A 25,312-nucleotide genomic window follows, 5' to 3' on the forward strand; every position below is an offset into this window, starting at 1 on the left:
CAAAGCAACACCACGCTCGCACGATTCGAGCCTCTCTCCCCTTGGGAGAGGGGTTGGGGTGAGGGCCGACGCTCGCTGGAAACCCGAACTCCATGAGCACCCCCAACCTCCTCAAAAGCCTCCGCGACGCCGGCGCGCTGCGCACGCTCGACAACGCGCTCGCGCAGTCGCTGCGGCGTCTCGATCCCGCCACGCCCGACACCGTGCTCGCCGCCGCCGCACTCGCATCGCTCGCCGTCGCCAACGGCCACGCCGGTTTCGATCCCGCCGCGCCGCAGCGCCTCGTCGACGCCGACATCGACTGGCTGTCGCCCGACGTCTGGCGCGCCGATCTCGAGGCCTCGCCGTGGATCTCGCAACCCACCGACGGCGACACCGAGTCCATCGCCGACACCCCGCTGGTGTTCGAACACGGCCTGCTCTATCTGCGCCGCTATCGCGAGTACGAACGGCACCTCGCACTCGGGCTGCGCCGGATCGGCGCGCACGCGACCGAAGGTGGCGACACGGATGCGCTGGCGCCGCTGTTCGCACAGCTGTTCCCCGAAGCCCGCACCGGCGTCGATCTGCAGGCGCGCGCCGCCGCGGTCGCGCTCCGCCACAACCTCGTTCTCGTGACCGGGGGCCCCGGCACCGGCAAGACCACGACGATCACCCGCCTGCTCGCCCTGCTCACCGCACAGGCGCTGCACGCCGGGCGCCCCGCACCGCGCATCGCGCTCGCCGCGCCCACCGGCCGCGCCGCCGAGCGCATGGCCGAGAGCGTGCGCAAGGCCGTGCAGGCGCTGGCAGCGGCCGGTGTCGAGCCCGCACTGCTCGACGCATTGCCCACCGCCGGCACCACGCTGCACCGCCTGCTTGGCACGATTCCCGACAGCCCGCGTTTCCGCCACCACGCCGACAATCCGTTGCCGTTCGATGTCGTCGTCGTCGACGAAGCCTCGATGATCGATCTACCGCTGATGGCGAAGCTGGTCGACGCCGTCGCCGATGGCGCGCGGCTCGTGCTGCTGGGCGATCCCGACCAGCTGCCGTCGGTCGAAGCCGGCGATGTGCTCAGCGGCATCCTGCGTGCAGCGGGCGACGGCACGGATATCGCCGATGACGATGCGGACGCGTTGCAGGCATTGCTCGGCGCTTCTGCTCGTCGCCCCGGCGCACGCCGGGGCCCAGCGACTTCAGCGCCACCTTCTCTGGCTCGTCATTCCCGCGAAGGCTGGGCTCTCAACGGACGTATGTCCGGTAATCCAGGGACTTTGGATAAAGCACCGGCAACGTCCATGGACTCCCGCCTGCGCGGGAGTGACGGCGAAAGCTTCCCCGGCCGCCGCATCCACCTGCAACGCGGCTACCGCCAGAGTGCCGCCCTCGATCTCGCCCCGCTCGCCACCGCCGTGCGCGAGGGCGATGCGGGTACCGCGCTCGCGCTGCTGCGGTCGGGCGATCTCGCCGGCGTGCATTTCCACGAAGGCCATTCCGATCCGCTCGCCGCGCACCGCGACCATCTGCTCGCGCACTGGACCGCACTCGCCGACACCACCGATCCGGCAGAAGCACTGGCGCTCGCCGGCCGCCTGCGCATCCTCACCGCGGTGCGCGAAGGGCCGCAGGGCGCGCGCGGGCTCAATGCGCGCATCGAGGAACTGCTCGGCGGCAGCACGCGGCGCGGCGCCGGCCCCGGTTACTTCCACGGCCGGCTGCTGTTGATAACCGAAAACAGCTACCGCCACCGGCTGTTCAACGGCGACATCGGCATCTGTCTACGCGACGACGACGGCGCGCTCGTGGCCTGGTTCCCCGGCGACGACCCGCTGCACCCGCGGCCCTTCCATCCCGCTGCCCTGCCCGCGCACGACAGCGCATTCGCAATGACCGTGCACAAGGCGCAGGGTTCGGAGTTCGACGAGGTCTGGCTGGTGTTGCCCGAGCGCTTCAACCGCGTGCTGTCGCGCGAGCTTGTCTACACCGGCATGACCCGCGCCCGCAGCGCGCTGCACATCGCCGCGCGTGCCGATGTCATCACCGACGCACTCGCCAGGCACGCCAGCCGCTGGTCGGGCCTGGGCTGGCGCCTGGGCGCGGGTGACGTATCGCAACCGCCTGCACCGCCGATGCCCGAATCAGACACCCCCACGCAGGGCGCGCTGTTCTGATCCTCGGTCACGGCACGGAAACGCCCGGCCATGCCGGGCGTTCCGGATCCACCTGCTATGCAGCCATCGCCTGCGATCAGGCACTCAACAACTGCGACGCCTCCTTCACGATCTCGGCGCGGATGCCCGCAGTGCCGTCGCCATCCAGACCGCGCAGCAGCTGCGATTCGATGAACTCGTTGGCGTTGTCGCGGAATGTCGCCAGGTACTGGTCCTGGTGATCCGACTTGCTCAGCAGCTCGACCATCTTGTCCTTGAACACCTTGACGCTGTTGTCGTCGATCACGCCGCTCACCGATTCCGACGCGCTGTCGAAGGCCCGGGTCACGCCGCTGTTCTCGCCGAAGACCTTGGTGAGGCCCGTCTTGAGGTTGTCGGTCATGACGCCGCCCGGTGACGGCACCATGCCGACGAAGAAGTTGAGCATCTTCATCATGTCGGCCTGGCGCGCGGCGTCGTCTTCGGCCTTGTCGGCGAAGCCGTTGAGCACGGCCTGCTCGGTCGAGGCCACCGCATGCGTCAGCTGGTGCTCGTAGAGATACATGCGATCGGTGTTGCCCGCCTCGCGCGCATCCATGTAGTCCTTGGCCCAGCCATCGGACAGTTTGGTCAACGAATTCAGCACGTCGGGCGCGGCCTCGTTGGTCGGTGAGAGGCCGGTCAGGCGGGTGAGGTTCGCCATCGTCTGCACGTTGCGATCCACATTGGAGGTATTGCTGCCGTCGTGGATGCCGGACTCACCCAGGCCGTTGAATTCGAAGATCTCGCCGGCCTTCTTCGAGACCAGTTCGTTCACCGCTTCCTGGCGGCCTGACTTGGGGATGTTCTGGTCGTCGAAGAAGCCGTTGTCGCCCCACGGGTTGTTCTTCGACTGGTCGAGGATCAGCTCCGCCAGATCGGCCGCATGGCTGCGGCTGTCGCCGGCGTAGACGCTGGCCGGATCGTTCGCCACCGCGCGGATGATGATCTCCATCGGGTCACGGTTGTAGCTGTCGGGCAACTGGCTGTCCTCGCGGTCGAGCCAGGCGTTCTCGGTGGTGACCTTGCTGAAGTTCTCGCTGACATCCTGGATCGCCTGGGCGCGCTTCTCGTTGTCCACGCCGTGCAGGATGTTGTTCACCACCTCGTGATTGTCACTGGCGTGGTCGGCGGCATTGAGCAGCAGGCCCAGATAATCGCCACGGTCGTTGCTGTCGGTCTTCGTCGAACCGACCTTTCCGTCCTGCAGCTGGTCGATGGCGAATTTCTCGATGAAGCCGGCGAACTCGCTGCTGCGCGCATCGCCCTCACCCAGGCCATTGAGGAAGCGTTCCAGCACCTCGCCCGAGGTGTTGTTGTTCTCGACCCTGCTGAGGCCCAGGCTCGTCTGTCGTGAATTCGCCTTGTCCACCACTTCACCGCTGACGCCGTCCATCTCCATGAAGCGCCACGTGTTCTCGCTGTCCGCCTGGCCGGCCGTATACGCCGTGCCAAACGCCTCAAGCACCTGCTGACGCTGCGCGCTGGTGATGTCGCCGTTGTCGACCAGCTTGTCCAGACGGCTGCCCTGCAGCCATGAGTCGGATTTCGTCGCGCCGGTATCGTTCTCGAGAATCGCGCCGATGAAGCGGCCGCGGTCTTCCACGCTGAGATCGGGCAGGAAATCGTTTGCCAGCGCGGTCAGGCGCTTGTCGTAATCGTCCTTGCCCTTGCGCTCGCCCACCGAGTGCAATTCCTTCGCCATGTCCAGCAGTTCGGAATGGTCGGGCGATGCCTGCTCGGGCAGACCGCCAACGGCGGCGATGTCGCGCAACTGGTTGACGATGCTGATGGGATCGAGAACGTTGGCCATGGGACAGCTCCTTGGATGACGAAGGGTGCGGGCATCTCGTGGACCGACTGTCGCCACACGACCCGATGTCCGATACCGGGCTGGCCCTAGGTCGCTGACCCCGTGTTCCGTTGCGCGCAAGGAAGCTGGCTGGGGGATGACACTCGATTGACCACGCGCAATGCAGGCATGCGCGCGCGTCGCATGTGACCGCTTTCACAGCTTCGCCCTTCGCGCTATGGTCGGCCGCAGGGGAAAAGGGGATTCGCATGGGACGCGGACGTCGTGGGTTCTTCGACGACTTGATCACATTGCCGTGGCCGGTCGCACTGGTCGTCGGCGGCATCGGCTATGCCGTGATCCGGCACGGCGTGCCGGCGTTCTTCGCGCGGCAGGACGGCCCGTTTGCGCACGCACTTGCGAATGCGAGTGCATCGCTCGCCCCGCTCGCCTGGATGTTCCTCGCCGCCTGCACGCTGTGTGCGCTGGCCGCATTCGTCAACGCACGCAAACGCCGCCGCCTGCTCGACACGCGCACCGGCCTCGCCAGCCTCGCCGCCATCGGCTGGCGCGATTTTGAACGTCTTGTCGGCGAGGCATTCCGTCGTCAGGGCTACAGCGTCGAGGAAACCGGCCTGGGTGGCTCCGACGGCGGCATCGACCTGATCCTGCACAAGGGCGGCCAACGCACGCTGGTGCAATGCAAGCAATGGCGCCGCGAGAAGGTGCCGGTGAACGTCGTGCGCGAGATGTACGGCCTGCTCGCCCACCACGGCGCACATGCGGTGCGCATCGCGACCGTCGGCGGATTCACCCAGGACGCCGCGCGCTTCGCGGCCGGCAAGCCGATCGAACTGATCGACGGCACCACACTGCTGGCGATGATCCGCGACGTGCAGACCGCAGACCGCGCACCTGTGTCGGCACCCGCGACGATGCCCGCGCCCCGGATCGAACCCGCTTTCGCCAACGCCACGCCAGCGAGCGCAGCGACACCCGACTGTCCACGCTGCGGCAGCGCGATGGTCGAACGCACCAACCGCCGCGCCAACACCACCTTCTGGGGCTGCACCACGTTTCCCGCGTGCCGCGGCACGCGATGAGTGTCGTCTGCGGTCGTTGCCGTCTCCCATCGCCACCGACCAGGCAGGTCCCGCTATGCGCTTTCTGATCTTGTTGCTGCTCATCGCCGGTGCGTACGGCGTTTATCGCCACTTCCATGCACCCGAACCTGTGGCGATGACACCGATCGCAGCGACCGCCACGCCATCACGCGCCGCATCGACAGGTGTGTTGCAAACGCCGCCCCAGAGCTTCAGCTGCGATGGACGCCAGCACTGCTCGCAGATGCGTTCATGCGAGGAGGCGACGTTCTTCATTCGGAATTGTCCGGATACGAAGATGGACGGGGACAACGATGGAGTGCCATGCGAGACGCAGTGGTGTGGATAAAAACTAACTCGGAAACGTTAGATAAATATAGCTAAGGAATCGAATGACTACTCATGATCCCCTCAAAATACTTGAAACACTAAGGAACCACCTTACGCAACCTGACGCAAATGTTGTTTTTCTCTTCGGAGCAGGAACATCGTGCTCGGTAAGAATTCCCGTCGAAGTTGAAGGCACCGCGCAAGAAGAACCAACCACATCTACCCGGTCGCTTATACCGAATGTCGCCGAACTCACCGCCATATGCGTTAAGGAAATTCGTAAGCTTGACCCTGATGAGGGGCCTAAGAAGTTCGGGACCGCTTATGATTCCATCGAACTTGAAATAAGACCGAAAGATCGCCCAACAAATATTGAAGACGTTCTTTCCTGCCTACGGAGAAAGGTTCAGGCAGTTGGGGTAAACGACACCCTATCAGGACTTTCGGCATCTGAACTTGCTCTTGCAGAGAAAACAGTAAGGTCAACCATCGCTGCCCAAGTCAACCCCGAACTCACGAGCTTTCCCAAGAAGCTGCCTCACGAGGATTTCGTCCGATGGTTAGCAAAAATGCCAAGAGCTCGCCCAGTAGAGATATTTACAACAAATTATGACGTGCTCATCGAAACCGCATTAGAAGCGAATCGAGTAACTTCATTTGATGGGTTCGTTGGCTGCAATAGGCCGTTCTTTTGCCACGAAAGCCTGACTAGACCAGAAAGCGCTCCAGGCGCCGCGTGGACTAGGCTATGGAAGATTCACGGATCGATCAACTGGTCGCTCGAAAACGTCCGTGGAAAGGCCCGCGTTGTGCGTACCGCAGTCAATAATGAAGGCGAGATGATAATGCCGTCTCACCACAAATATGATGAATCGAGAAAACAACCTTACTCAGCACTTCTGGATAGGTTAACTAAAGCTCTAGAGAGAGAAGACGCGATACTAGTGGTTTGCGGATATAGTTTTTCAGACGACCACATAAACGCAATCATATTCGATGCCTTAGAAGCTCGCCGACGCCCCCATGTTATTGCATTACAGTATCTTGACGCTCCGGAAAACTCGATTTTGTCAGAGCGCGCCGCGCGCCATCTCAACCTTATGGTTCTGGGTCCGAACATTGCATACGTAGGAGGTAGGCAAGGTTCTTGGCGGCTATCGGATATGAGCGGTCGCAAGCAGATCTCCCAAGCATTCGAGCTAAGCCTTCCCGAAGATGATTCACCGCCTTCTGGAGAGGGAAAGTTCCTGCTGGGCGACTTCGCAGTTTTCTCTGCTTTCGCCGGATCGTTGGCGAGGGCCAACTGACATGGCTTCGTCTGATCCAACCTTTGTAGGACAGGTAGCGTCTGTAGCGGGCGGTATCGTGAGAGTGCGTCTGCGTCGCGACCTGCCGACAACGCTGGTCTTAGTTGAGGGGGAGTCATACCGAGTCGGACAGATCGGAGGATTTTTCCGAATACCATTGGGTTATACCCAGCTTTACGCAGTCTGCTCACAAGTCGGCGCTGATGCGGTTCCGTTAAGCGCGGCTCCAGAAGCCTCCGTGTTAGAACAAGATTCCGCAAAGGATGATGGCCTCTCGGGTTACCGCTGGATGACGGTCGTGCTCTTTGGCGAGTCAACAAGCGACCATTTCGAGCGCGGTGTAGGACAGTACCCAACGGTCGGCGACGAAGTTCACTTCGTGACGGGCGGCGACCTGGAAATAATATATTCACGAGCTTCCGCTTCTCACGGACTGTCAATTGGTCAGATCGCTTCGAGCGGAGGGATTGAGGCTTCGCTAGACCTTAATAAGTTTGTAAGCCGTCACTCAGCAATTGTTGGCTCAACGGGATCGGGAAAGTCCAATCTGGTCTCAGTCATTCTTGAGTCGCTATCAGGATCGGAACTTCCTTCCGCGCGCGTCTTAGTGATTGATCCACATGGCGAATACTCCGGCGTAGCTCCTACTAAGTCTTCTATTTTCTGTAGCAATCCAAGTGAATCGGAGAACCCCCTCATAGTCCCGTTCTGGGCCCTGCCTTTTGATGAGCTTTTGTCAATAACTTTTGGCTCCATGTCTCCTGCTAACGAAGCAGTTGTGCGCGATATGGTGCAAGACCGAAAGCGTGCAGCGGCGGACGCACTCGCCTCCCCTCCACCAACTCAATCGATAACGGCTGATAGTCCAGTTCCCTTCAGCCTTAAAAAACTCTGGTTTGATCTCGACGATTTTGAAAGACAAACATTTCGCACGGTAGCAAACCAGCGCGTGCCCACGGAAGTTGAAGTTCCTGGAGATCCGAACGCCCTTATCTCGAACTCATATCCCCTTCATGCGCCCGGCGGCAGGGAACCTTTCAAGAATCCTTCTCCAAGAGGCATTTCAAAGCAGTTGGATCTGGCGCGGAGTCGCCTGACAGACGCTCGCTACGGCTTTTTGTTCGACCCTCCCGACGGATACTCGCCCGACCTAGACGGAAAGATCAAAAAAGATATAGCCAGTCTCGTCGCTTCCTGGGTCGGCGGCGATAATCCATTGACCATTGTTGACGTTTCTGAAGTACCGTCGGACGTTGCAGTAGACGTGGTTGGCCTTCTTCTCAGGATAGTCTACGACGCTATTTTTTGGGCAGGATCGTCTGCGATCTCTGGCAAGAAGCAGCCTCTTTTGATAATGATTGATGAGGCGCACAGATTCCTCTCAGAAGGAGAGTCAACCAGCTGCCATCGCATAATTATGAGAGTCGCTAAAGAAGGTCGTAAGTATGGAGTCGGTATTTCGGTAATAACTCAGAGGCCAAGTGAAGTCGATTCAACCGTTTTAAGTCAATGCGGGACCATGATTGCACTCCGCACAACTAATATAAGCGACCGCAGCCGGGTCGCGTCTTCGTTCCCCGACGACCTGGGCGGACTGGTCGATTTACTTCCATCACTTAGAACAGGCGAAGCTCTGCTGGTCGGGGAGTCCATGTTTGTCCCATCCAGGGTGCGAGTGCGCTTGACTTCAGCGTCAGCAGCGGGCGCCGACCCGAACACTTCTAAGCAATGGAAGATGCATCCTCGCCCCGAGACTGATCTTTATGAGAAGGCGATCGATAACTGGCGAAAGCAACTAAAGGAGTAGTGCATGGAAATGTTTTTTGTGGATTCTTCCAACATCGATCAGATTGGCTATGACGAAACTACGATGGAACTGCACGTTTTATTCAAGAAAGGGGGTAAGTATATCTATTCCGACGTACCAGTGGATGTGTGGCTTCAGTTCGAAAGCGCACCATCCAAAGGAATATTCTTGAATCAGGAGATTAAGTCGAAGGGTTACAATTATAGAATTGATTGATCTCGGCGAATAACGGTGCCAGGTTCACTTACCCGAATAACGGTGCCACGAACTATCGGCAACTATCGGGGGCAGGTTCACTTACGGCGTGGCCTTAAAAGACCCCGCCTGACATGGAGGTCGAATGCGTCATCTGTTCTTACTGACCGGGCTTCTCGCGCCCACGCTGGTATGCGCGCAGTCCGGCCGCTACGGCGATGTCAGCTATAGCCAGCCCCAAGACTGCAGCGCTATCACCCGCGATCAGCGCGCCAATCCCTACGCGCACCTGTTCCGAAACATGTGCGAGCAAAGCGACGCGCGGACGAAGCAGAGCGTGGCGCGGATCATGGGTCGCCCGCAGCCGTCGACCCGCGTATTGACTGTGCCGGCGCATGGCACCGATGACGCAAAGCGTTACGGTGTCGCGTGCATGGGCGGTCTGGTGATGCTGCGCCTGCCGAACGGCTGGCAGCAGGCGCTCGATGCGGAGCATCGCTATCTGACGTGCCGCAGCTGATACCCCCGTGCAGTGCGCCACGGAAGAATCAACCAGATGACAGGAGCCCACACACGATGCAGCTGACACACTTCCTCTCCCGCGTCCTTGCGGCGTTGTCCGTGACGGTGCTGCTGGCCGCGTGCAGCACCCGTGGCGACGTCGTCGCCCAGGACTACATGACGCTCGAACTGGACGGACAGGGCCTTGTACTGCCCGTGTCCATCACCGCGCTTCCGTTCGGCTCCACGCGACGCATGGACACGCTCTCGGTCGGGGCGCGCGAGCGCGAAGACCTGCGATCGCAGGGTTTCGCCTTCCAGCTTGGCGGCGGCAACCTTCGTCCCGGCACCTACACCGCTGGTGACAGCGTGTTGCGTGCGAACTATCACGGCGAAATGGCTGGCGACACAGGGCGTGTCGTCTATGCGGCGGATGGATCGCTCGGCACCCGCTTCACGGTGACGCTGGCGGCGATCGGCAGGGACGGCGTGCAGGGCACGTTCTCGGGCACGCTCCTGCGTCAAGGTGATGGCCCCGGTCCCGAGCTGATGACGGTGTCGAACGGCCGGTTTGCCGCGCGCTACCACCGGGATGCAAGCGACGACCGCTAGCGCATGGGGGTGCCGGCATCGCGCACGGCCGTGGAAGCGTCGAAGATCCTCCTGATACACAGCCGCTGTGCGCCGACGCGAATCAACGCGGACGGCGCGCCTGGAATTCGGCCTCGGCCTGGGCGAGTTCCTTGAGCTTGAGTTCGCGCTGGTGGTCCGCCTTGCGCAGCGACTCGCGCGCTTCCTTGATCACTTCCTGCGCCAGGTTGTGGCTGGTGTGGTGCTGCTTCATGTCGATCGCGGACGCCAGGCGCTGATGGGCGAGCCGGATGTTCCGGTCGACGCGGAACAGGGGCGAGTTGGAGTTCTCGGTCAGCGGCGGGTCGTAGGTCTTCTTCATGAGGTGTCTGCGTGATCAGGACGGCACGATAGCCGGCTTGCACCGGCGCCGCACGCGCATTGCGTCGATGCGGGATCGACGACGGACGTTTGCAGGATCGCCCTACCTGGATCGCACGCGGCGTGCACGGCACGCGGCAGTGGACTCCATCAGGTTGCGCCGCAGATCGCAGACGGCAAGAAGCCGGCAGCCGATTCCTCGACTGCCGGCTCTGGATTCAACCTCAGTACGCCGCGTGCAGCATGCGACGACGGAAGCCGATGGCGCCGGCGAACCAGCTGATGGCGGCGCCGAGGATCAGCAGCACGACCGCCGTCCAGGCCGCCTTGGACACGCCGCGGGCGGCGGCGTCGCTGGCCTCGCGGGCCTTCTGCTCGGCCTCGGCCTTCAGTGCGTCGAAGCGCGCGACCATGGCCTCAGCCTGCTGCTGGTAGCGGGCGACGATCTGCTCGGCTTCGGCGCGGGGCTTGCCGGTGCGGGCGACGACGATGTTGACCAGCGCGTCGCGGTCGGCGGCCTCCAGCGTGGTGCGGCCTTCGCGGCGGGCGCGCTCGAACCAGTCGGCCAGGGCATCACCGGACTGGGTGGGGTCTTCGAGGGCCTGGCGGGCGCTCTGCTCGCCGTCAGTGCTGACGGCCTCGGCCTTCTGCTCGATCGCGTCGGGCGACAGCTCGGCCTTGCCGGTCTGCGCCAGCAGGGTCTCGAACTCACCGCGCAGCGTGTTCCAGTCCAGGTCCACACCGCGGTCGCGCAGTCCGTCGCCGACCTGCGATGCGATGGCGGGCGATGCCGCGGCGACGCCCTGCCCGGCCAGCGACAGGCCCTTGCCGACCACGCCGAACGCGGTGCCGACGAGGCCGCTGGCCGCCGAGGCCAGCAGGAACGTGGTGACCAGCGTGGTCACCGACCAGCTCAGCACGCCGTGCAGGCCGCCCTGGGCCGGGGCCGAGCGGCCCGCGACCAGCGCGCCGAGGCAGATGGCGATGATGGTCGACATCACCAGCCAGATGCCGGCGCCGGTGCCGAAGCCGCTCAGCGGATTGGCATCGCCGGTGGGATCGACGGCGCTGGCGCCGACGGCGGTGCCGAGGATGCTCAGGAACAGGTAGGCGACCAGCGACAGCACGCAGCCGGAGAACACGGCCGCCCAGGAAATGGCGGGCGCAGGCCGTGGGCGGGCGGCGTCGACGCGGGCATCGCGGTAGCCGGGCGGGCGCGCCTCGCCGGGCTGCACCCGGGGCGCGAGCGGGTCGTTGGGATTCATCGTGGAAGTCATGTCGGTCTCACCATCTCGTCTGTGGGGAGCGGGCACTGCAGGACGCACTGCCCGGGTGGCGCGCAGTGTCCGGATGCGGGGGGCGGGTGTCTGCGTGCATATGCACCAGCGGCGTTAGTGCATGCGGACGACGCCGCGCTGGCGCTGCTGTCCGGTTGGCGCGGCCGGGGCCACAATATGGCCGATCCACCCGACCGCGCCCGGCGCACAGCCACGAGACGCTTCCGATGACCGACGACGCCAGCCTGGGCACGCAGACCAACCGCAAGCAGTTGCAGCAGATCATCACCGGCCTGAGCGAAGGCGTGATCCTGGTGGAGCCCGACCAGCGCATCGTGTGGGCGAACGAATCTGCGCTGCAGCTGCACGGCGTGGAGACCGTCGAGGATCTGGGCGCCGACGTCGCCGCGTACCGCGAGCGCTTCGCGCTGCGCTACCGCAACAACCACCGCTTGCAGGCGGGCAACTATCCGATCGACCGGGTGATCGCGGGCGAGACCTTCAGCGACGTCATCGTCGAAGTCATCCCGGCGGCCGATCCCGACCGCTGCTGGGTGCACCGCGTGCGCAGCCTCGTGCTGACCGATGCGCGCGGCGAGCCCGACTGCCTGGTGCTGATCATCGCCGACATCACCGAGTGGGCCAGCGCCGAGCAGCGCTTCGAGAAGACCTTCAACGCCAACCCGGCGCCGGCGGTGATCTGCCGGCTCGACGACCTGCGCTACATCAAGGTCAACCAGGGCTTCATGGAGATGACCGGTTATGCGCGCGACGACGTGATCGGGCGCTCGGTATACGAACTCGACGTATTCGAGGGGGCCGAGACGCGCAAGGCCGCGATCGAGAAACTCGGCGAGGGCGTGACGATTCCGCAGATGCAGGCCGAACTCAGCCTGCCGGCGGGCGGCAGCAAGCTGGTGATCGTGGCCGGCCAGCCGATCGAGGTGGGCGAAGAGGACTGCATGCTGTTCTCCTTCATGGATCTGGAGCCGCGCCGCAAGGCCGAGGACGCTCTGCGCCAGAGCGAGGAGCGCTTCGCCAAGGCGTTCCAGATGACGCCGGTGCCCACCCTGGTCTGCAGCGCGGACACGTTGCGCGTAATGGAGGTCAACGAGGCCTTCGTGACGGCCACCGGCCTGGCGTCGGAAGAACTGCTGGGCAAGTCGCTGGACGAGATCGGCCTGTTCGAGGACACCAGTGCGCATGCGCGCATCCAGGACGCGCTGCGCGACACCGGCGCGCTGCACGGCACCGAGTGCCGCATCCACCGCAAACAGGGTGAAGTGCTCGACTGCCTGGTGTCGGCAGAGTCGGTCACGATCCACGGCCAGCCCTGCCATCTGATGGCGCTGCTCGACATCACCGACCGCAAGCGCTCGGAAATGGAACTGGTGGGCGCGATCGAGACGGTGATGCAGGACGCGTCGTGGTTCAGCCAGACGCTCATCGAAAAACTCGCCAACGTGCGCCGCGGCAATGCGCCGGGCGCCGAAGCCGTCGCGCTGGCAGACCTCACCGCGCGCGAGCGCGACGCGCTGGGGCTGATGTGCGAAGGCCTGTCGGACAAGGAGATCGCCACGCGCCTCGGCCTGGCCACCAACACGGTGCGCAACCACGTGGCATCGCTGTACTCGAAGATCGACGTGCACAGCCGCGCCGAGGCGATCGTGTGGGCGCGCGAGCGCGGTTACTTCGGCAGCGGCTCGTCTTCGCAGAAGAGCGGCTGAACGACGCGCGGGCCTGCTGCGGATGCACCAGTGCCGCTGGTGCATTTGCAACTGTCGGCGCTGCGCCTTACGACGCAATCTATGTCCACCGGGGCGTGCTGCCACGCAGGACGCCCGTCGGGTCCCCCATCCCCACCAGGAGACACGCATGGACAAGAACCGTATCGAAGGCACCACCAAGCAGGTCAAGGGCTCGGTCAAGGAAGCCATCGGCAAGCTGACCGGCGACCGCAAGACCGAAGCCGAGGGCGCGGCGGAAAAGACCGTCGGCAAGGCGCAGCGCAAGGTCGGCGAGGTGGCCGACAAGGTGCGCGACAAGACCGGCGGCTGATCACGCCTGACCGCTTGCGTCACTTGGCCGCCGCTCTGTCCGGTGGCAGGCGGGACCACGCTCCGGCGGGTCCCGCCTTTTCTTTGTGCCGTGTGCGCCGCGTGTGGCCGTTGGTGATCCAGTCGGCGCCATCCGCCGTAAGCCATGCAGACCGATCGAAGGAGCGTCTGCAATGCACGTCGTGATCCGGAGTGTGGTGGTGCTGGTGGCGGGCCTCTGGCTGGCCGGGTGCGCGACGGGCTTTCCGCGCCAATCGGCGCCGTATGCGGCCGCCGACGGACTCGACGGCACTGCCGTGCTCGCGCGCAGCGTGCAGGCGCATGGCGGCGATCTGCGCACGCGCAGCGGGGATCTGAATTTCGCGAGCGACGGGCGTTGGGAATCGCTGATCCAGCGCATCCAGCCGGTGGTCACCGACGCGGGCTATCGGGTGACGGCGGAAACACGCTATGCGCCGTCGACGGGCATGCACGCGATCCGCTACCAGGGGCCGAAAGGCACCAAGCAGGTGCTGCGCACGCGCGGCGGCATCGAGGTGTACTACGACGGCGTGCGCGCAACGGACACCGACACGCTGCAGGCCGCGGCGATGACCACCGACGCGTTCGAGCTGTTCCACTTCGGACCGACGTTCCTGTCCGCGCGCGCGACGCAGGTCACGCGCATGACCGATGCAGACGAAGCCGGCGCGCGCTACCAGCGCGTGCGGGTGGAGATCGCGCCGGGCTTCGGCGAGGCGGCGAACGACACGGTGATCGCGTGGTTCGATGCGCAGACGCACCTGCTGTACCGCGTGCACCTGACCTTGAACGGTTTCCCCACCACGCAGGGCGCGCACGTGGACACCACGATGACCGGCTACCGCGCGTTCGACGGCGTGATGTTGCCCACGCGTTTCCACGAACGCGTGCGCGGCCCGCTGCGCATCGACGCGCACACCTGGTGGGTGACGGGATTCGATAACGATCGCGGCTGGCAGCCCGGTGATGTGGCCGACGGTGCGTTCACCGGCGCCGCAGCGCGGCCTGCGGACGCGTTGCCGTAAGGTTTGGCGCGACGTCTGGCGTCAGCACCTCTCCCTTTGGGAGAGCGCCTGCCCCGGACCTGATCCGGGGTCGACGTGCGCAGCGTGTCGGGTGGGGGCACAGGTGCTCGCGGGGATCTTGCCAGCGCAGACCGCTGCGAAGATCGCGGCCGTCAACGGCACGAATGCGCCCGTCGGACTCACCGCCGCATGCAGCGTTCCCAGCGTTCCTGCACACGGTTGGCGAACCACGCGGTGGTCAGTGTGCGGGTGATCTTCGGGCTCTCCAGCACGATGCCGGGCAGCACGGCGCGCGGCAGCGGCGTGCCCGCGGCTGCATCGGCGAGTTCGAACACACGGGTGTAAAGCGCGCTGTCTTCGAAATCGAGTTCAGCGCCCTGCTGCAACGCGCGGCGGATCTGCGCGTCGTCCATGCCGATGCGGCCGCCGAGTGCGCGCACGGCGCGTTCGGTGGCGCCGGCGTTGTCGAGATTCGCGCCCGGCAGCAGCAGATCGCCATCGAGCGCGAGTTCGATGCCCGAGGCTTCGGTCACCGCGTTCTGGAAGGCGGCGTTGCGACTGGCGTACCAGCCGGCGTTGAAATCGGCGAAGCGGTACAGCGGCGTGTCGTAATTCGCCCCGTAACCAAGCAGATGGGTGGTGCCGAAATACAGGCCGCCGCGGCGGGTGAACACTTCCTGGCGGATACCACGCTCGACCGGATACGGATAGCCGCGGGCGTGCGATTCCGCGAAGTCGATGCGGACCTGCATCGGCCCACCGGTGCGCACCGGGTTGAGGCCGGCGAACAGACGCCCGCCGAGCGGGACGATGCCGATGAAGTCTTCGTACAGTTCGCTCAGTTCGCGCTCGGTGCGCACGCGTTCCAGGCGCTGCGCGTAGGTGCGTCCGTCGGGGGACTCCAGCCGCAGCGCCGCGTTGAGCAGGAAGCCCGGCACGTGCAGCGCACCGGCGCGGCGATCGATCTCGGCGCGGGCGATCTTCGGCAGGCCGGCCACCGCGGGGTCGGCGGTGTAGGTGCTCTCCTGCTCGGTCACGGCCAGCACCGCGCACAGGTGTTCGCTGGTGGGCGCGATGTCCTGCGCGGTCAGTGCGACATAGACGTCGTTCGCCCAGCCGGCGCGGTCGTCGAGGCCGGCCGGCAGCTTGCGCAGGATTTCCGCGCGCACGTCATCCGGGCTGCGCTGCATCTGCAGCGGCGCCTGCGAGGCGCAGCCGGTGAGCACCAGCAACAGCAGGCACGTGAGCAATCGGGTCATGGCAGACGCAGGTCGGCGAACGGAGCGGCATCGTGCCAGACGCGCTGCGAAGGGCGCGGAACCGACGGCGGCTAGAGGGCTGCGAATGACGGGATCGGACCGAGGTCCGGTGTGCGTCGGCGCCTCAGTGTTTCGGCGTTGCGCCCAGGCGCTCGCGGATCCACTCGAAATCGCGCCGCACGGGCGCAGCCAGCACGGACGGATCGCCGTCGTAGAGATAACTGGCGACTGTGGCGCCGGTGTCGTCGGTCGCAAGCGGATCGGCGCCGGCTTCCATGAAGCGTTTCACCGACGGAATGTCGTTGACGAGCGCGGCCTGGTGCAGCGGCGTGGTGCCGGCGCGATCGCGCACGTCCACCTGCGCGCCGGCCGCGAGCAGGCGGTCGATGTTGTCGGGCTCGCGTGCGCGCAGGGCCTCGAACAACGCGGTCTGGCCGTTGCGGGTGTTGGGCACGTCGACCGGCACGCCGTGTTCGAGTAGCAGGTCGATCCAGTCTGCATTCTTCGACATTGCGGCTTCGTGCAGCGCGGTGCGGCCCTTGGCATCACCGCGCGCGGGATCGGCGCCGAGATCGAGCAGCAGGCGCACCGCATCGCGATCGCCCTGGCGGATCAGCCAGTTCAGCGCGGGCGTGCCGTCGGCATCGGTGGCATCGGGATTGGCGCCGGAGGCCAACAGCTCGCGGGCGAGCGCGGCATCGCCGGCGCGCAGCGCGGTCACGAACTGCGCCTGCGCGGGATTTTCGAATGTGCGCGCGTCCGTGGTCATGGAGTCGTGTCCTTGCGTGCAACCGGAAGCGGCCAGCATAAGCGCGGCCAGTGCCAGGTGCGGAAGCGGAAATGGGCGACGGGTCATGACGCGCAGCATGCCGCAGCGCGCGTTAAGCGCGTTGCGGTGTCCGGGTGCGTACGCCAGATGGTGATGCGGTACGCCACATGCGATCGGCGCATTGCGTCAGGCACGCGGCATCAGTTGAAGGGGTTCAGTGCATCGAACGCACGACCCGCCCCGTTGGCGATGCCGCGACCGAGGTCACGCGCACCGTCGGCCGCGCTCTGGGCGACGTCACCCGCGAAGTCGCTCACGCCCTGGCCCACATCGCCCGCGATATCGGCAAGCGCTTCGAGGCCGTCGCCAAGCTTGTCGGTGCCCACGTCGAGCGCTGTGCCGACGCCGTCGGCGACGTTGCTGATCACGCTGCCGGTGCCTTCGACGACACCCGCGACGGCATTGGCCGGCGTGTCGAGGCCGGTGATGCGGCCCAGATCGCGCACGAAGCCGCCGGTGGCGTTGGCCGTGTTCTGCGCGCCATCGCCGATCAGGCTGACGGCGCCGTCGGCAATGTCGCCCAGGGTGCCGACGCCGGCATCGGCGAGATCACCCAGCAGACCGTAGCCCGCCGCCACGCCGCGGCCCTGGGACAGATCGGTCATGAAATCGCCGGCGCCCTCTTTCAGTTCGGAGACCGTGCCGGCGACATCGCCGCCGAGATCGACGACTTCACGGATGCCCGAGGCCAGGGTGTTGAACTGCAGATCGCCATAGGCTTCGAGACCGGCGATGCCCGCATCGCTGGCGAAGCCGGTGGTGGCGCCGACCACGTCGCCGATCAGATCGCTGCCCTGCTCGACCAGCGGGCTGGCGCCGTTGAGCAGGCTGCCGACCACCCAGCTCTGCGGCGTCGCGCCGGGACCGCTGCGCATCCGGTCGCCCAGTGCCTCCATGCCGGTGGCCACAGTGCCGCCGGCGGTATCGATGCCGGTGTTGACCAGACCGCCCAGCACGTCGCCGTTGCTGGGGCCGCGTGCGGGATCGGTGGGGCTGGCGTGATCGAAGGCCTCGACATACACCGCGTCGGGACCGCCGCCGCCGTGCAGGCCACCGAAGCTGGTGCCCGGCGGCGGATCGATGCGCAACGCATAGCCCACGGCATCGGGCGGCGAGCCGACGATCGGCAGCAGCGGCACGTCTTCCTGCGCGCCGGTCAGCGGATCGCCATTGACCGCATAGCGGCGCACCTGCCCGTCTTCGGCAGCGCTCTCGCGGATCGCATTGGGGCTGAAGCCGAGACGCTCGAGCGTTTCGTTGCTGAGGCCCGAGCTGTTGAACGTGACGGCGGATGCGCCGGTGGCCAGTGACGCGGCAGACGCCAGACCGCCGCCGAGCGAATGCCCGGTCAGTGCGACATTGCCGTCGCCGAGCACGTGTTCGGCGCGCTTGGCGAGTTCGATGGCGCTGCTGTACTGGGACGCATCCATGCCCAGGCCCTGCTGGCCGTTGTTGACCCAGTCCATGTACTGGCTCGGATTGCCGCCGAGCTCCGAGCCGCGATAGGCGACCACGTAGCCGCCGTCCTCGTGCTGGTAGATCTCGGCGTGGAAGCCGGAACGGTCGTCGCTGAGCAAGGCCGGATCGATCGGAATGCGGTTGCCGTGCTGGTCGGTCAGGCTGAGTCCATCGGCGTGCGGCGCGAGCGCGGTCCAGCCCGCATCCTGCAGCGCCTGCTGGTATTCGGGGCTGTCGGGCGCGTAGGCGCCATTGGCCATCATCGCGAACAGCTGGTCATCGGCGCCGGGCGTGGTGCCGCGCACCTGGTTGCTCAGCTGATGGTCGCCGGCGCGATAGTCCTGCGCCACCGGCGGTGGCGGCGGCGGTGCGGTCTGCTGCGCGACGCTGTAGACGCGGCCGGTATCGCTGACGGGGATGACCATGCTGAATCCATTCACAGGGATGTCAGCGTGGACGGTACCCGGCAGGCCGAAGGCACAACACCCGGGGCGACCCTAGCTGACGGGCGCCGGCCGCGTCGCGGCTCAGCGCGTCGGCGCGTCGCGGGCGTCGGCTTCGCGATCCTCGACCGCCGCCTCCAGGTTCGCCTTGTGTGCGATGCGCGCGCGCGAAACGGCGGTGTCGCGTGCCTGCTGCGCGGGCTCGACGATGCCCTTGCGCTTGGCGCTGGCCTGAGCGTTCGCGTAGCTGCGCTGTGCCGGTGTGGCGCGGCCGGCGTTCGCGTCCGCAGTCGTGGCGGCGACGATGGCGTTGAATTCATCGGTCGCCTTGGCGACCAGACAGTTGAAACGCTCGGCATGCGTGGCGACCGTGCGGTTGAAGGCCTCTGCCGCAGTGCCGACACGGCAACCGAAGCGCGCATTGATCGCGGCGAGGCGGCGGTTGAACACGTCACTGAGATCGGCGCGGTTCTTCGCAGCGAGATAGTCGCCGCCACCGGCTTCGGCGACATCGCGCAGCTGCTGTTCGGCGTCGGCATCGACGTCGAAGCCGATCACGTTGACGACCACGCCGATGTCGCTGGCCTGCAGTGCGCGTGCGGCCGCAGCGGGATCGCCGTCGCAGGTCTCGATGCCGTCGGACACGAGATAGACCACGTTGCCATCGGTATTGGCGCCGCCGTCGGCGAAGTCGCGCGCGGCGGCTTCCAGCGAGGCGGCGATCGGGGTGAACCCGCTGGGCTGGAATGCACGCACGCCCGTCTCGAACGCGATCGGATCACGCGGCGCGAACGGCAGCACGCGTTCGCTGGCGCGGCAGGACTCGGCCTTGTCTTGGGCGCGATTGCCGCCGCGATGGCCGTAGACGCGCAGCGCGACCTGGGCCTCGCTATCGAGCCGCGTGGCGAAGTCGAGCAGGGCGTCCTGCGCGATCGCGAGCTTGGTCTGCCCGCCCTGGCGTCCGGCCATCGAACCGGACGCGTCGAGGACCAGCAGCACGCGACGCGGCGGCGCCGGCGCACCCGCGACTTCGCTGTCGGCGCAGGCCTGTGCATCGGGTGACTCGGCCCGCGGGCAGGAGGCGATGTCCTGGCCATGCATGGCGACGAGACTGTCGTAGTAGCTGCGCAGCGCGGGATCGTCGGTCGCCGCCGCGTTGGGCGCGTCCGGCATGGACGGAGCGGCGCCGGTGTCGACGTCCCCGGATCGGTTGCAGCCCACGGACAGACACGCGGCGATCAGGACGGCCAACAGAGGGTGGGCGTTGCGCGGCATGCGGCGTCTCCGGTGTGGACGCGCAGTGTGCGGCCGTGGCGTCGATGCGCGATCAAGACGGCCGCGGGTCGCTCAGCGGTACGGCCCCGGCCCGCGCCAGACCACTTCGCCGCGGCGGTACACGCGGTGGAAGCCGATGACTTCGCGCGCATCGCGGATGTTGGCCATCTCCGGATCCTCCGGGGCCAGCATCCGGCAATCGCTGGACTCGCGGCGGATCGCGGTTTCGAGCGGGCACACCATGTAGTCGCGGGTGCCCGGGAGCGGGATGAAGAGTTCGGTGACGCCTTCGTCGCGCCATTCGCGCAGGCGGGTTTCGCTGGTGGTGTCGTAGACCACCTGGTAGCCGCCGACTTCGAGGCTGGGCCGGTCGGAACTGGAATCGCGGCCGCGGCCCTGGCCGATGCGGGCGGTGCGGTCGGTGCCGGCGTTCACCGGCGCGGTGGCCTCGGGCAGCATGCCGGGCGGCTGGCCCCAGGTGCGCGCGCGACGCTGGGCATCGGGCGGGCTGGCGGCGGCCTGCGACTGCACGGGTTGCGGCGGTGTCGCTGGCGCCGGGGGCGCGGGACGCGGCGGACGGACTTCGGTGAGGGCTTCGACCGGCGCGACCTCGTCGGGCGGCACCGGTTCGGCGGCTTCCTCGACGCGTGTGGTCACCACACGCGACGTCACGGGCGCGGCCTGGGTGGGCGGCGTCTGCGGCGGCGGACTCGGAATTGGCGCGGTCACCGGCTGCGGCGGGGTGATGCCGATGTACTCGACCGCCATCGGGCTGCCGGCCGAAGACCCCTGCGGCGGCTTGAAGACGATCGGCTGGGAGGTGAGCAGCAGATACGCGAACAGCACGTGCAGTACCGCGCTGACCAGCGCGGCGCACCACGGCTGCAAGCGTTCATTGCGTGACGGGGCGCGGCCCTCCGGCCGGCGGAACGCCTGGCTCATGCCGCCTGCAGTGCGTCGGAGGTGCGGGCCTTCATGCGGAATCGGGAGGTGCGGCGTGGGGACGGGCATCGTAACGCGCGCGGGTGCCAGGACGCGGCGGCCGGCGCGCGGTGGTCAAGCCGGCATGCAGGTGCGTCGCCGGGCCGCACTGCGGTGCAGGTGCTCACCGCAGGGGCCCCAACGCGAAGGGCCGGCGCTTTCAAGGCGCCGGCCCGGGGACACGCCTGCGATCCGACCGGCTCAGTCCTTCAGATCGTCCGGCACCTTGCCGCCGTTCTCGGCCAGCTTGCGCATCACCGCGCGATGCAGGGCGATGTTCTGCTCGGCACTGCCGTGGGCGCCGGCGTTGACGTCGAGCTCGGCGGCGAGTTCCTTGCGGGCCTCGAGGTTGGAATCGAGATCGAGCAGCTTCAGCAGATCGACGATCGAATGGCGCCAGTCGCTGGGGCCGCCCTTCTCGGCGGCGAGACCCGTCAGCACCGCTTCCACATCGACCGGTTGCGCCGGCGCGGACGCGACGGGCGCCGGATTGCGCGCGGGCGGCGAGACCTTGGGGTCGTGCTCGCTGCCGGTGAAGATCACCGCAGCAGGCTTGGCCGGTGCCGCGGGTGCGGAGGTCGGGGCGGGTGCGTCTTTGCGGCCGAAGATGCGGTCGGCGATTTTCGAGAACAGGCCCATGCGGGTCACTCCGGTGAAGGGAGCGGCGAGTGTGTGGCGGCGTTCGCAAAGGCCGCATGAAAGAAACGTGCGGTTGCGATCCCATTTCACATCAGGCGCTAGGCTGGTGGTCGGCGCTGGCGTCTGCGTTCCGGGCGCGCAGCCACAATCCAATTGATCGAGAGGACATGCGAATGGCGCTGGTGCAATGCAGGGAATGCGGACGCGAGATCAGCGACCGGGCGATCGCATGCCCGCAATGCGGCGACCCGAAGCGCATGGCGGCGTCGTCCAGGGGTATCCGGATTCTGCTGGGCGTCCTTGTGGGCGTCCTGGTCCTGATGTTCGCCGCCGGCATCCTCCTCGCGTGGCTCGCGCCGAAGGCGTCGCATCCGATCGACATCGAGCTGCCGCAGCGGAGTGTTCCATCGACTTCGTTGCAGGCGGACTGCATCCCGCACCATCCGTGCGCATCGACGCAGCTCGCCTCCCGCTAGACCTGCGCGGCCACGAACAGCCAGGGAAACGGCAACCGCACGGTGTCATCGGCGGCACCGTCACGCGACGCCGCGCCGCACGCGATGCACGGTGGCGCGCCGACCGGGCACCATGACGCATGGGTTCACCGACGACGCGCCGAGGCGCCCCCCGCATGACTGCCGCGAGCGCCGCGCCGAACGGCCGCACCCGCACCCTGCTGCTGATGGCGCTGTCGCTGGTGCTGGCGATGTCGCCGTGGTTTTCGGCCAGCGCGGTGCTCGGTCCGCTGCGCGCGGCCTGGGGTTTCGGTGATTCCTTCGGTGCGTGGCTGACGATCGCGGTGCAGCTGGGGTTCGTGGCAGGCGCGTTGGGGTCGGCGGCGCTGGGCCTGGCCGACCGGCTGCCGGCGCGGCGGCTGATCGTGGTCGCGGCTCTGGGCGCGGCCGTGGCCAATGCACTCGTGCTCGCCGCGCAATCGCCTGCGCAACTCCTGCTGGCGCGCATGGCCACCGGCGCCTGCCTGGCACTGGTGTATCCGCCGGCGATGAAGCTCGTGGCGACGTGGTTCGTGCAGGGCCGCGGGCTGGCGCTGGGCGTTCTGATCGGTGCGATCTCGGTGGGCTCGGCACTGCCGCACCTGGTCAACGCGCTGGGCGGGGCGCGCTGGCAGGGCGTGATCGTGTGGACCTCGGCAGCGACGGTGGTCGGCGCGCTGGTGATCGCGCTGGGCGTGCGCGAAGGGCCGTACCCGTTCCCGCGCGCGCCGTTCCGGCTGCGCGATGTCGCCGCGATCGTGCGCAACCGCGGCGTGGTGCTGGCGTCGCTGGGCTACTTCGGCCACATGTGGGAGCTGTACGCGATGTGGGCCTGGTTCGCGACATTCGCGATGACCGCGGCGGCCGTCGCCGGCGATGCGACGCGCGCGGCGTGGCTGGCGTTCGCGGCGATCGCGGCCGGGCTGGTGGGCTGCGTGCTGGCCGGCGGCCTGGCCGACCGCTTCGGCCGCGCGCGCACGGCGATGGTGGCGTTGCTGATCTCGGGCACGTGCTGCGTGGCCGCGGGCTGGGCGCACCTGGCGCCGCTGTGGCTGCTGCTGACGCTGGGCCTGGTCTGGGGCGCCAGCGTGATCGCCGATTCGGCGCAGTTCTCGGCGCTGGTCACCGAGCACGGCGATCCGCACACCGTGGGCACGGCGCTGACCCTGCAGATGGGCCTGGGGTTCCTGCTGACGGTGGCGACGATCTGGATCGTGCCGCTGCTGGCCGGCGCGCTGGGCAGCTGGCGCTGGGTGTTCCTGGTGCTGCTGCCCGGCCCGGTGCTGGCGATCGCGGCGATGTGGGCACTGCAACGCCGGCCGATGCCGACTGCCGCACCGCGGTCACCGTAGGGGCGCGTGCCCGCGGCGCCCCATGCACGTCGCGCACCGACCCGGTCGCCGGGCCGATGCATCGCGGGTGCTACCAGCGCAGCATGCGCGGCAACGCCAGACGCCCGACGAGGCCGCAGCCGAGGACTGGCAGGAAATGCCAGATCGCCCAGTGCTCGAAGCCGGTGATCGGGCACGACAGTCCGTAGATGGCGCTGCCGAGCGCGCCGGACGCCAGCCCGGTATAGAGCCCGGCGCGGGCGGGCGACGCCGGGGCACCACGCCGCAGCCAGGCCACCAGCACCGCTGCGGTGAGCAGACTGCTCACCGAGCCCCAGACCGCGCACGCCCAGTGGCCCTGTTCGCCGTGGACGGCCGCGTTGCCGAAGCCCGGGACAGCCAGCACGACCAGGCCCGCGACCGGCATCAGCGAGGCCGCCGCCACCAGCCAGAACGCCGCCGGGCGCGCGGTGCGCGACGGCGAGGCCATCGCCACGACCGCCAGCGCACAGGCCAGTCCCATGGTCGCCAGGACCAGCTCGGCCAGCAGGAACCAGCCGCCGCCCGGTGCCAGGGCGAGGCCGGGCTTCAGGCCGAAGCCCAGGTGCACCAGCGCCGCGGTGCCCAGCATCGCCAGCGCCAGCAGGCCCCAGCCGGCGCGCGGACGCTGGGGGCGGACCGGGCGCAGGTCCGCCGACAGGCGGGCGATCAGGGCGTCGTCTCGGTCCATCACGTCATCCTCGGACGGGTTACGGCCTCAGCAGTGCCGCCGCGGCCGCGCGTGATGCGTGCCAGCGCGGCGTCGAACGAAAACAGGCCGCTGCCGCGCGAGATCAGCACCAGGGCCAGACCGGCCCAGACGAGGTGGACGGGCCAGGCGTCAGGATAGACGAACACCTGGATCACGGCGGTCATCCCGAGCAGACCGGTCGCCGCAAGGCGCGAGCCCAGACCGAGCAGCAGCAGCAGCGGCAGGCCGAACTCGGCCCAGGTCGCCAGCTGCGCTGCCAGTTCGGGGGGCAGCAGCGGCACACCGGCGTACTCGTGCTCGAACAGATACCGGGTGCCGTCGCTGATCTGCAGCCACGTGCCGTCGACGACCTTGCTGCGCCCGGCGCGCCAGAACACGCTGGCCAGTGCGAGACGGGCGACGAGCAGCGCCAGCCCCTCGCCGACGGAGCCCGAGAGGTGGCGGCCGAGGCCGCCGGTGGGAAGGGGGCGGGTCATGGCGGCGCGCCGTCAGCGGTCGATGGGCGTCAGCGAACCGGTGCCGGCAGGCGTGCGGGTCGTGGTGCAGGTGCCCTTGGGCACGAGCTTCCAGGCATTGCCCTGGTAGTCGCGCGTGGACGACCCGGCGCAGCTGGTGCCGGGGCCGGCGGCGCAGTCGTTCTGGCCGGCCTTGGCGATGCCGTAGCACTTTTCGCGTGCGCCGGCGTCCTGGGCGATGGCAGGCACGGCCTGAGCGAACAGACCGGCGGCGAGGGCGAGACCGGACATGCGGGCGAGGGTACGGGTGTCCATGGGATGACTCCTGAGTGTCGTAGGTGGGTGGCCCCGCGGATGTGCGGTGGCCTATCGGAGTTCGGACGAAACGTCGCCCCGGTTACAGCCGAGAAAAATTCGTCGCGCTGTAACCGGGGCACGCGCTGCTGCGAACTCCTGTCTAGCGATCGGCCTGCGGGTCGACGCCCCGCGGTTCCGTCCACTTCCTTCGACCCATGAGGCTTGCCATGCACATCACCCAACGCTCGATCGCCACCCTCGCCGCCTCCGCCGCCGCGCTGGCCCTGTCCGCCGCCGCCTTCGCCGCGCCTGCACCGGCAGGCAGTTCCGGCCGCGCCATCAACAGTGACGACGCGATCCACTGCTACGGCGTCCATGCCTGCAAGGGCAATTCCGACTGCGCCACGACCGAGCACAGCTGCAAGGGCATGAACGCCTGCGCCGGCCACGGCTTCGTGGCCCTGAAGGCAGGCGAGTGCCTGGCCAAGAACGGCACGATCGGCGACCTGCGCTGACCTGCCCACCGGCGCCCCGCGTGCCCGTAGCGGCACGCGGGTACGCCT

General features: G+C 67.0%; 27 protein-coding genes. 14 read left to right on the forward strand and 13 right to left on the reverse strand.

The genetic code is table 11. From position 1 onward, the window contains the following. Nucleotides 1-92 precede the first annotated feature (92 nt). Nucleotides 93-2,153 (forward strand): exodeoxyribonuclease V subunit alpha, encoded by a 2,061-nt coding sequence (gene recD / locus AC3IRM_RS16330; RefSeq protein WP_489204140.1) that lies wholly within the window; start codon nucleotides 93-95, stop codon nucleotides 2,151-2,153. A 76-nt stretch (nucleotides 2,154-2,229) separates the two neighbouring features. On the opposite strand, the gene AC3IRM_RS16335 is transcribed toward recD, so the two are convergent. Continuing rightward, nucleotides 2,230-3,984 (reverse strand): hypothetical protein, encoded by a 1,755-nt coding sequence (locus tag AC3IRM_RS16335; protein WP_489204141.1) that lies wholly within the window; start codon nucleotides 3,982-3,984, stop codon nucleotides 2,230-2,232. 248 nt (nucleotides 3,985-4,232) lie between these two features. Between AC3IRM_RS16335 and AC3IRM_RS16340 the strand changes: the two genes are divergently transcribed. Next, on the forward strand, nucleotides 4,233-5,066 hold the full coding sequence (locus AC3IRM_RS16340; RefSeq protein WP_489204142.1) for a restriction endonuclease: 834 nt from the start codon (nucleotides 4,233-4,235) through the stop codon (nucleotides 5,064-5,066). A gap of 102 nt (nucleotides 5,067-5,168) precedes the next feature. Here AC3IRM_RS16340 and AC3IRM_RS16345 read toward each other — a convergent pair whose 3' ends face one another. Further along, nucleotides 5,169-5,342 (reverse strand): hypothetical protein, encoded by a 174-nt coding sequence (locus AC3IRM_RS16345; protein WP_489205970.1) that lies wholly within the window; start codon nucleotides 5,340-5,342, stop codon nucleotides 5,169-5,171. Between AC3IRM_RS16345 and AC3IRM_RS16350 the strand changes: the two genes are divergently transcribed. The 6 genes from AC3IRM_RS16350 (at nucleotide 5,311) to AC3IRM_RS16375 (ending at nucleotide 9,818) form a co-directional block, all read left to right on the forward strand. Continuing rightward, nucleotides 5,311-5,415, forward strand: coding sequence for an excalibur calcium-binding domain-containing protein (locus AC3IRM_RS16350; protein WP_489205951.1), 105 nt, complete (start codon nucleotides 5,311-5,313; stop codon nucleotides 5,413-5,415). The genes AC3IRM_RS16345 and AC3IRM_RS16350 overlap by 32 nt on opposite strands. Nucleotides 5,416-5,458: 43 nt before the next feature. Further along, nucleotides 5,459-6,703 carry an SIR2 family protein gene (locus AC3IRM_RS16355; RefSeq protein ID WP_489204143.1) on the forward strand — a complete coding sequence of 415 codons (1,245 nt, stop codon included), beginning with the start codon at nucleotides 5,459-5,461 and terminating at the stop codon, nucleotides 6,701-6,703. A 157-nt stretch (nucleotides 6,704-6,860) separates the two neighbouring features. Beyond that, a complete protein-coding gene (locus tag AC3IRM_RS16360) occupies nucleotides 6,861-8,510 on the forward strand; it encodes an ATP-binding protein (RefSeq protein WP_489204144.1) in 1,650 nt (549 codons plus the stop codon). A gap of 9 nt (nucleotides 8,511-8,519) precedes the next feature. Then, nucleotides 8,520-8,726: a KTSC domain-containing protein gene (locus AC3IRM_RS16365; RefSeq protein WP_489205952.1), complete on the forward strand. Its 207-nt coding sequence runs from the start codon at nucleotides 8,520-8,522 to the stop codon at nucleotides 8,724-8,726. Between the two features lie 124 nt (nucleotides 8,727-8,850). Continuing rightward, a complete protein-coding gene (locus AC3IRM_RS16370) occupies nucleotides 8,851-9,225 on the forward strand; it encodes a hypothetical protein (protein WP_489204145.1) in 375 nt (124 codons plus the stop codon). 56 nt (nucleotides 9,226-9,281) lie between these two features. Next, the gene (locus AC3IRM_RS16375) at nucleotides 9,282-9,818 is read left to right on the forward strand and encodes a hypothetical protein (RefSeq protein ID WP_489204146.1); all 537 of its coding nucleotides are present in this window, start codon (nucleotides 9,282-9,284) and stop codon (nucleotides 9,816-9,818) included. A gap of 82 nt (nucleotides 9,819-9,900) precedes the next feature. On the opposite strand, the gene AC3IRM_RS16380 is transcribed toward AC3IRM_RS16375, so the two are convergent. Then, on the reverse strand, nucleotides 9,901-10,158 hold the full coding sequence (locus tag AC3IRM_RS16380; RefSeq protein ID WP_232148425.1) for a hypothetical protein: 258 nt from the start codon (nucleotides 10,156-10,158) through the stop codon (nucleotides 9,901-9,903). A gap of 223 nt (nucleotides 10,159-10,381) precedes the next feature. Beyond that, the gene (locus AC3IRM_RS16385; protein WP_489204147.1) at nucleotides 10,382-11,434 is read right to left on the reverse strand and encodes a hypothetical protein; all 1,053 of its coding nucleotides are present in this window, start codon (nucleotides 11,432-11,434) and stop codon (nucleotides 10,382-10,384) included. 227 nt (nucleotides 11,435-11,661) lie between these two features. Here AC3IRM_RS16385 and AC3IRM_RS16390 point away from each other — a divergent pair, with 227 nt between their 5' ends. From AC3IRM_RS16390 to AC3IRM_RS16400, 3 genes are all read left to right on the forward strand, one after another. After that, on the forward strand, nucleotides 11,662-13,161 hold the full coding sequence (locus AC3IRM_RS16390; protein ID WP_489204148.1) for a PAS domain S-box protein: 1,500 nt from the start codon (nucleotides 11,662-11,664) through the stop codon (nucleotides 13,159-13,161). Nucleotides 13,162-13,309: 148 nt separating this feature from the next. Next, nucleotides 13,310-13,492 (forward strand): CsbD family protein, encoded by a 183-nt coding sequence (locus AC3IRM_RS16395; protein ID WP_489204149.1) that lies wholly within the window; start codon nucleotides 13,310-13,312, stop codon nucleotides 13,490-13,492. 172 nt (nucleotides 13,493-13,664) lie between these two features. Next, on the forward strand, nucleotides 13,665-14,537 hold the full coding sequence (locus tag AC3IRM_RS16400) for a hypothetical protein (protein WP_489204150.1): 873 nt from the start codon (nucleotides 13,665-13,667) through the stop codon (nucleotides 14,535-14,537). Between the two features lie 179 nt (nucleotides 14,538-14,716). Here AC3IRM_RS16400 and AC3IRM_RS16405 read toward each other — a convergent pair whose 3' ends face one another. The 6 genes from AC3IRM_RS16405 to AC3IRM_RS16430 form a co-directional block, all read right to left on the reverse strand. Continuing rightward, nucleotides 14,717-15,796, reverse strand: a complete 1,080-nt coding sequence (locus AC3IRM_RS16405) for a DUF1615 domain-containing protein (protein WP_489204151.1) — start codon at nucleotides 15,794-15,796, stop codon at nucleotides 14,717-14,719. 124 nt (nucleotides 15,797-15,920) lie between these two features. Further along, complete coding sequence (locus AC3IRM_RS16410) at nucleotides 15,921-16,565, reverse strand: ankyrin repeat domain-containing protein (RefSeq protein ID WP_489204152.1); 645 nt, start codon at nucleotides 16,563-16,565, stop codon at nucleotides 15,921-15,923. A gap of 200 nt (nucleotides 16,566-16,765) precedes the next feature. Then, a complete protein-coding gene (locus AC3IRM_RS16415) occupies nucleotides 16,766-18,508 on the reverse strand; it encodes a Tle-like phospholipase domain-containing protein (RefSeq protein ID WP_489204153.1) in 1,743 nt (580 codons plus the stop codon). Between the two features lie 102 nt (nucleotides 18,509-18,610). Beyond that, nucleotides 18,611-19,699 (reverse strand): VWA domain-containing protein, encoded by a 1,089-nt coding sequence (locus AC3IRM_RS16420; RefSeq protein ID WP_489204154.1) that lies wholly within the window; start codon nucleotides 19,697-19,699, stop codon nucleotides 18,611-18,613. Between the two features lie 174 nt (nucleotides 19,700-19,873). Next, nucleotides 19,874-20,743, reverse strand: a complete 870-nt coding sequence (locus AC3IRM_RS16425; protein ID WP_489204155.1) for a type II toxin-antitoxin system RelE/ParE family toxin — start codon at nucleotides 20,741-20,743, stop codon at nucleotides 19,874-19,876. A 240-nt stretch (nucleotides 20,744-20,983) separates the two neighbouring features. Further along, nucleotides 20,984-21,421 (reverse strand): DUF3597 domain-containing protein, encoded by a 438-nt coding sequence (locus tag AC3IRM_RS16430; RefSeq protein ID WP_489204156.1) that lies wholly within the window; start codon nucleotides 21,419-21,421, stop codon nucleotides 20,984-20,986. Nucleotides 21,422-21,594: 173 nt separating this feature from the next. Here AC3IRM_RS16430 and AC3IRM_RS16435 point away from each other — a divergent pair, with 173 nt between their 5' ends. Both AC3IRM_RS16435 and AC3IRM_RS16440 read left to right on the forward strand, forming a co-directional pair. Further along, the gene (locus tag AC3IRM_RS16435) at nucleotides 21,595-21,897 is read left to right on the forward strand and encodes a hypothetical protein (protein ID WP_489204157.1); all 303 of its coding nucleotides are present in this window, start codon (nucleotides 21,595-21,597) and stop codon (nucleotides 21,895-21,897) included. A gap of 155 nt (nucleotides 21,898-22,052) precedes the next feature. Beyond that, nucleotides 22,053-23,267, forward strand: a complete 1,215-nt coding sequence (locus tag AC3IRM_RS16440) for an MFS transporter (RefSeq protein ID WP_489204158.1) — start codon at nucleotides 22,053-22,055, stop codon at nucleotides 23,265-23,267. Nucleotides 23,268-23,337: 70 nt separating this feature from the next. Here AC3IRM_RS16440 and AC3IRM_RS16445 read toward each other — a convergent pair whose 3' ends face one another. Genes AC3IRM_RS16445 through AC3IRM_RS16455 form a run of 3 tightly spaced genes read right to left on the reverse strand, consistent with a single transcriptional unit; the run spans nucleotide 23,338 to nucleotide 24,767 of the window. Continuing rightward, nucleotides 23,338-23,976, reverse strand: coding sequence for an NrsF family protein (locus AC3IRM_RS16445; protein ID WP_489204159.1), 639 nt, complete (start codon nucleotides 23,974-23,976; stop codon nucleotides 23,338-23,340). Further along, nucleotides 23,976-24,473, reverse strand: coding sequence for a DoxX family protein (locus AC3IRM_RS16450; protein ID WP_489204160.1), 498 nt, complete (start codon nucleotides 24,471-24,473; stop codon nucleotides 23,976-23,978). Before AC3IRM_RS16450 ends, AC3IRM_RS16445 begins: the two co-directional genes overlap by 1 nt. A gap of 12 nt (nucleotides 24,474-24,485) precedes the next feature. Beyond that, the gene (locus AC3IRM_RS16455; RefSeq protein WP_489204161.1) at nucleotides 24,486-24,767 is read right to left on the reverse strand and encodes a BufA1 family periplasmic bufferin-type metallophore; all 282 of its coding nucleotides are present in this window, start codon (nucleotides 24,765-24,767) and stop codon (nucleotides 24,486-24,488) included. 209 nt (nucleotides 24,768-24,976) lie between these two features. On the opposite strand from AC3IRM_RS16455, the gene bufA2 reads away from it, so the two are divergent. Further along, a complete protein-coding gene (gene bufA2, locus AC3IRM_RS16460) occupies nucleotides 24,977-25,264 on the forward strand; it encodes a BufA2 family periplasmic bufferin-type metallophore (protein ID WP_489204162.1) in 288 nt (95 codons plus the stop codon). The last annotated feature ends 48 nt before the right edge of the window (nucleotides 25,265-25,312 follow it).

This window comes from Luteimonas sp. KH_071 (genome assembly GCF_057838005.1).

Bases quoted from the DNA above. Each gene is read 5' to 3' on its own strand.
- recD (WP_489204140.1), top strand. From the start codon at position 93: ATGAGCACCCCCAACCTCCTCAAAAGCCTCCGCGACGCCGGCGCGCTG.
- AC3IRM_RS16335 (WP_489204141.1), bottom strand. From the start codon at position 3,984: ATGGCCAACGTTCTCGATCCCATCAGCATCGTCAACCAGTTGCGCGAC.
- AC3IRM_RS16340 (WP_489204142.1), top strand. From the start codon at position 4,233: ATGGGACGCGGACGTCGTGGGTTCTTCGACGACTTGATCACATTGCCG.
- AC3IRM_RS16350 (WP_489205951.1), top strand. From the start codon at position 5,311: ATGCGTTCATGCGAGGAGGCGACGTTCTTCATTCGGAATTGTCCGGAT.
- AC3IRM_RS16345 (WP_489205970.1), bottom strand. From the start codon at position 5,342: ATGAAGAACGTCGCCTCCTCGCATGAACGCATCTGCGAGCAGTGCTGG.
- AC3IRM_RS16355 (WP_489204143.1), top strand. From the start codon at position 5,459: ATGACTACTCATGATCCCCTCAAAATACTTGAAACACTAAGGAACCAC.
- AC3IRM_RS16365 (WP_489205952.1), top strand. From the start codon at position 8,520: ATGTTTTTTGTGGATTCTTCCAACATCGATCAGATTGGCTATGACGAA.
- AC3IRM_RS16370 (WP_489204145.1), top strand. From the start codon at position 8,851: ATGCGTCATCTGTTCTTACTGACCGGGCTTCTCGCGCCCACGCTGGTA.
- AC3IRM_RS16375 (WP_489204146.1), top strand. From the start codon at position 9,282: ATGCAGCTGACACACTTCCTCTCCCGCGTCCTTGCGGCGTTGTCCGTG.
- AC3IRM_RS16380 (WP_232148425.1), bottom strand. From the start codon at position 10,158: ATGAAGAAGACCTACGACCCGCCGCTGACCGAGAACTCCAACTCGCCC.
- AC3IRM_RS16385 (WP_489204147.1), bottom strand. From the start codon at position 11,434: ATGACTTCCACGATGAATCCCAACGACCCGCTCGCGCCCCGGGTGCAG.
- AC3IRM_RS16390 (WP_489204148.1), top strand. From the start codon at position 11,662: ATGACCGACGACGCCAGCCTGGGCACGCAGACCAACCGCAAGCAGTTG.
- AC3IRM_RS16395 (WP_489204149.1), top strand. From the start codon at position 13,310: ATGGACAAGAACCGTATCGAAGGCACCACCAAGCAGGTCAAGGGCTCG.
- AC3IRM_RS16400 (WP_489204150.1), top strand. From the start codon at position 13,665: ATGCACGTCGTGATCCGGAGTGTGGTGGTGCTGGTGGCGGGCCTCTGG.
- AC3IRM_RS16405 (WP_489204151.1), bottom strand. From the start codon at position 15,796: ATGACCCGATTGCTCACGTGCCTGCTGTTGCTGGTGCTCACCGGCTGC.
- AC3IRM_RS16410 (WP_489204152.1), bottom strand. From the start codon at position 16,565: ATGACCACGGACGCGCGCACATTCGAAAATCCCGCGCAGGCGCAGTTC.
- AC3IRM_RS16415 (WP_489204153.1), bottom strand. From the start codon at position 18,508: ATGGTCATCCCCGTCAGCGATACCGGCCGCGTCTACAGCGTCGCGCAG.
- AC3IRM_RS16420 (WP_489204154.1), bottom strand. From the start codon at position 19,699: ATGCCGGACGCGCCCAACGCGGCGGCGACCGACGATCCCGCGCTGCGC.
- AC3IRM_RS16425 (WP_489204155.1), bottom strand. From the start codon at position 20,743: ATGAGCCAGGCGTTCCGCCGGCCGGAGGGCCGCGCCCCGTCACGCAAT.
- AC3IRM_RS16430 (WP_489204156.1), bottom strand. From the start codon at position 21,421: ATGGGCCTGTTCTCGAAAATCGCCGACCGCATCTTCGGCCGCAAAGAC.
- AC3IRM_RS16435 (WP_489204157.1), top strand. From the start codon at position 21,595: ATGGCGCTGGTGCAATGCAGGGAATGCGGACGCGAGATCAGCGACCGG.
- AC3IRM_RS16440 (WP_489204158.1), top strand. From the start codon at position 22,053: ATGACTGCCGCGAGCGCCGCGCCGAACGGCCGCACCCGCACCCTGCTG.
- AC3IRM_RS16445 (WP_489204159.1), bottom strand. From the start codon at position 23,976: ATGGACCGAGACGACGCCCTGATCGCCCGCCTGTCGGCGGACCTGCGC.
- AC3IRM_RS16450 (WP_489204160.1), bottom strand. From the start codon at position 24,473: ATGACCCGCCCCCTTCCCACCGGCGGCCTCGGCCGCCACCTCTCGGGC.
- AC3IRM_RS16455 (WP_489204161.1), bottom strand. From the start codon at position 24,767: ATGGACACCCGTACCCTCGCCCGCATGTCCGGTCTCGCCCTCGCCGCC.
- bufA2 (WP_489204162.1), top strand. From the start codon at position 24,977: ATGCACATCACCCAACGCTCGATCGCCACCCTCGCCGCCTCCGCCGCC.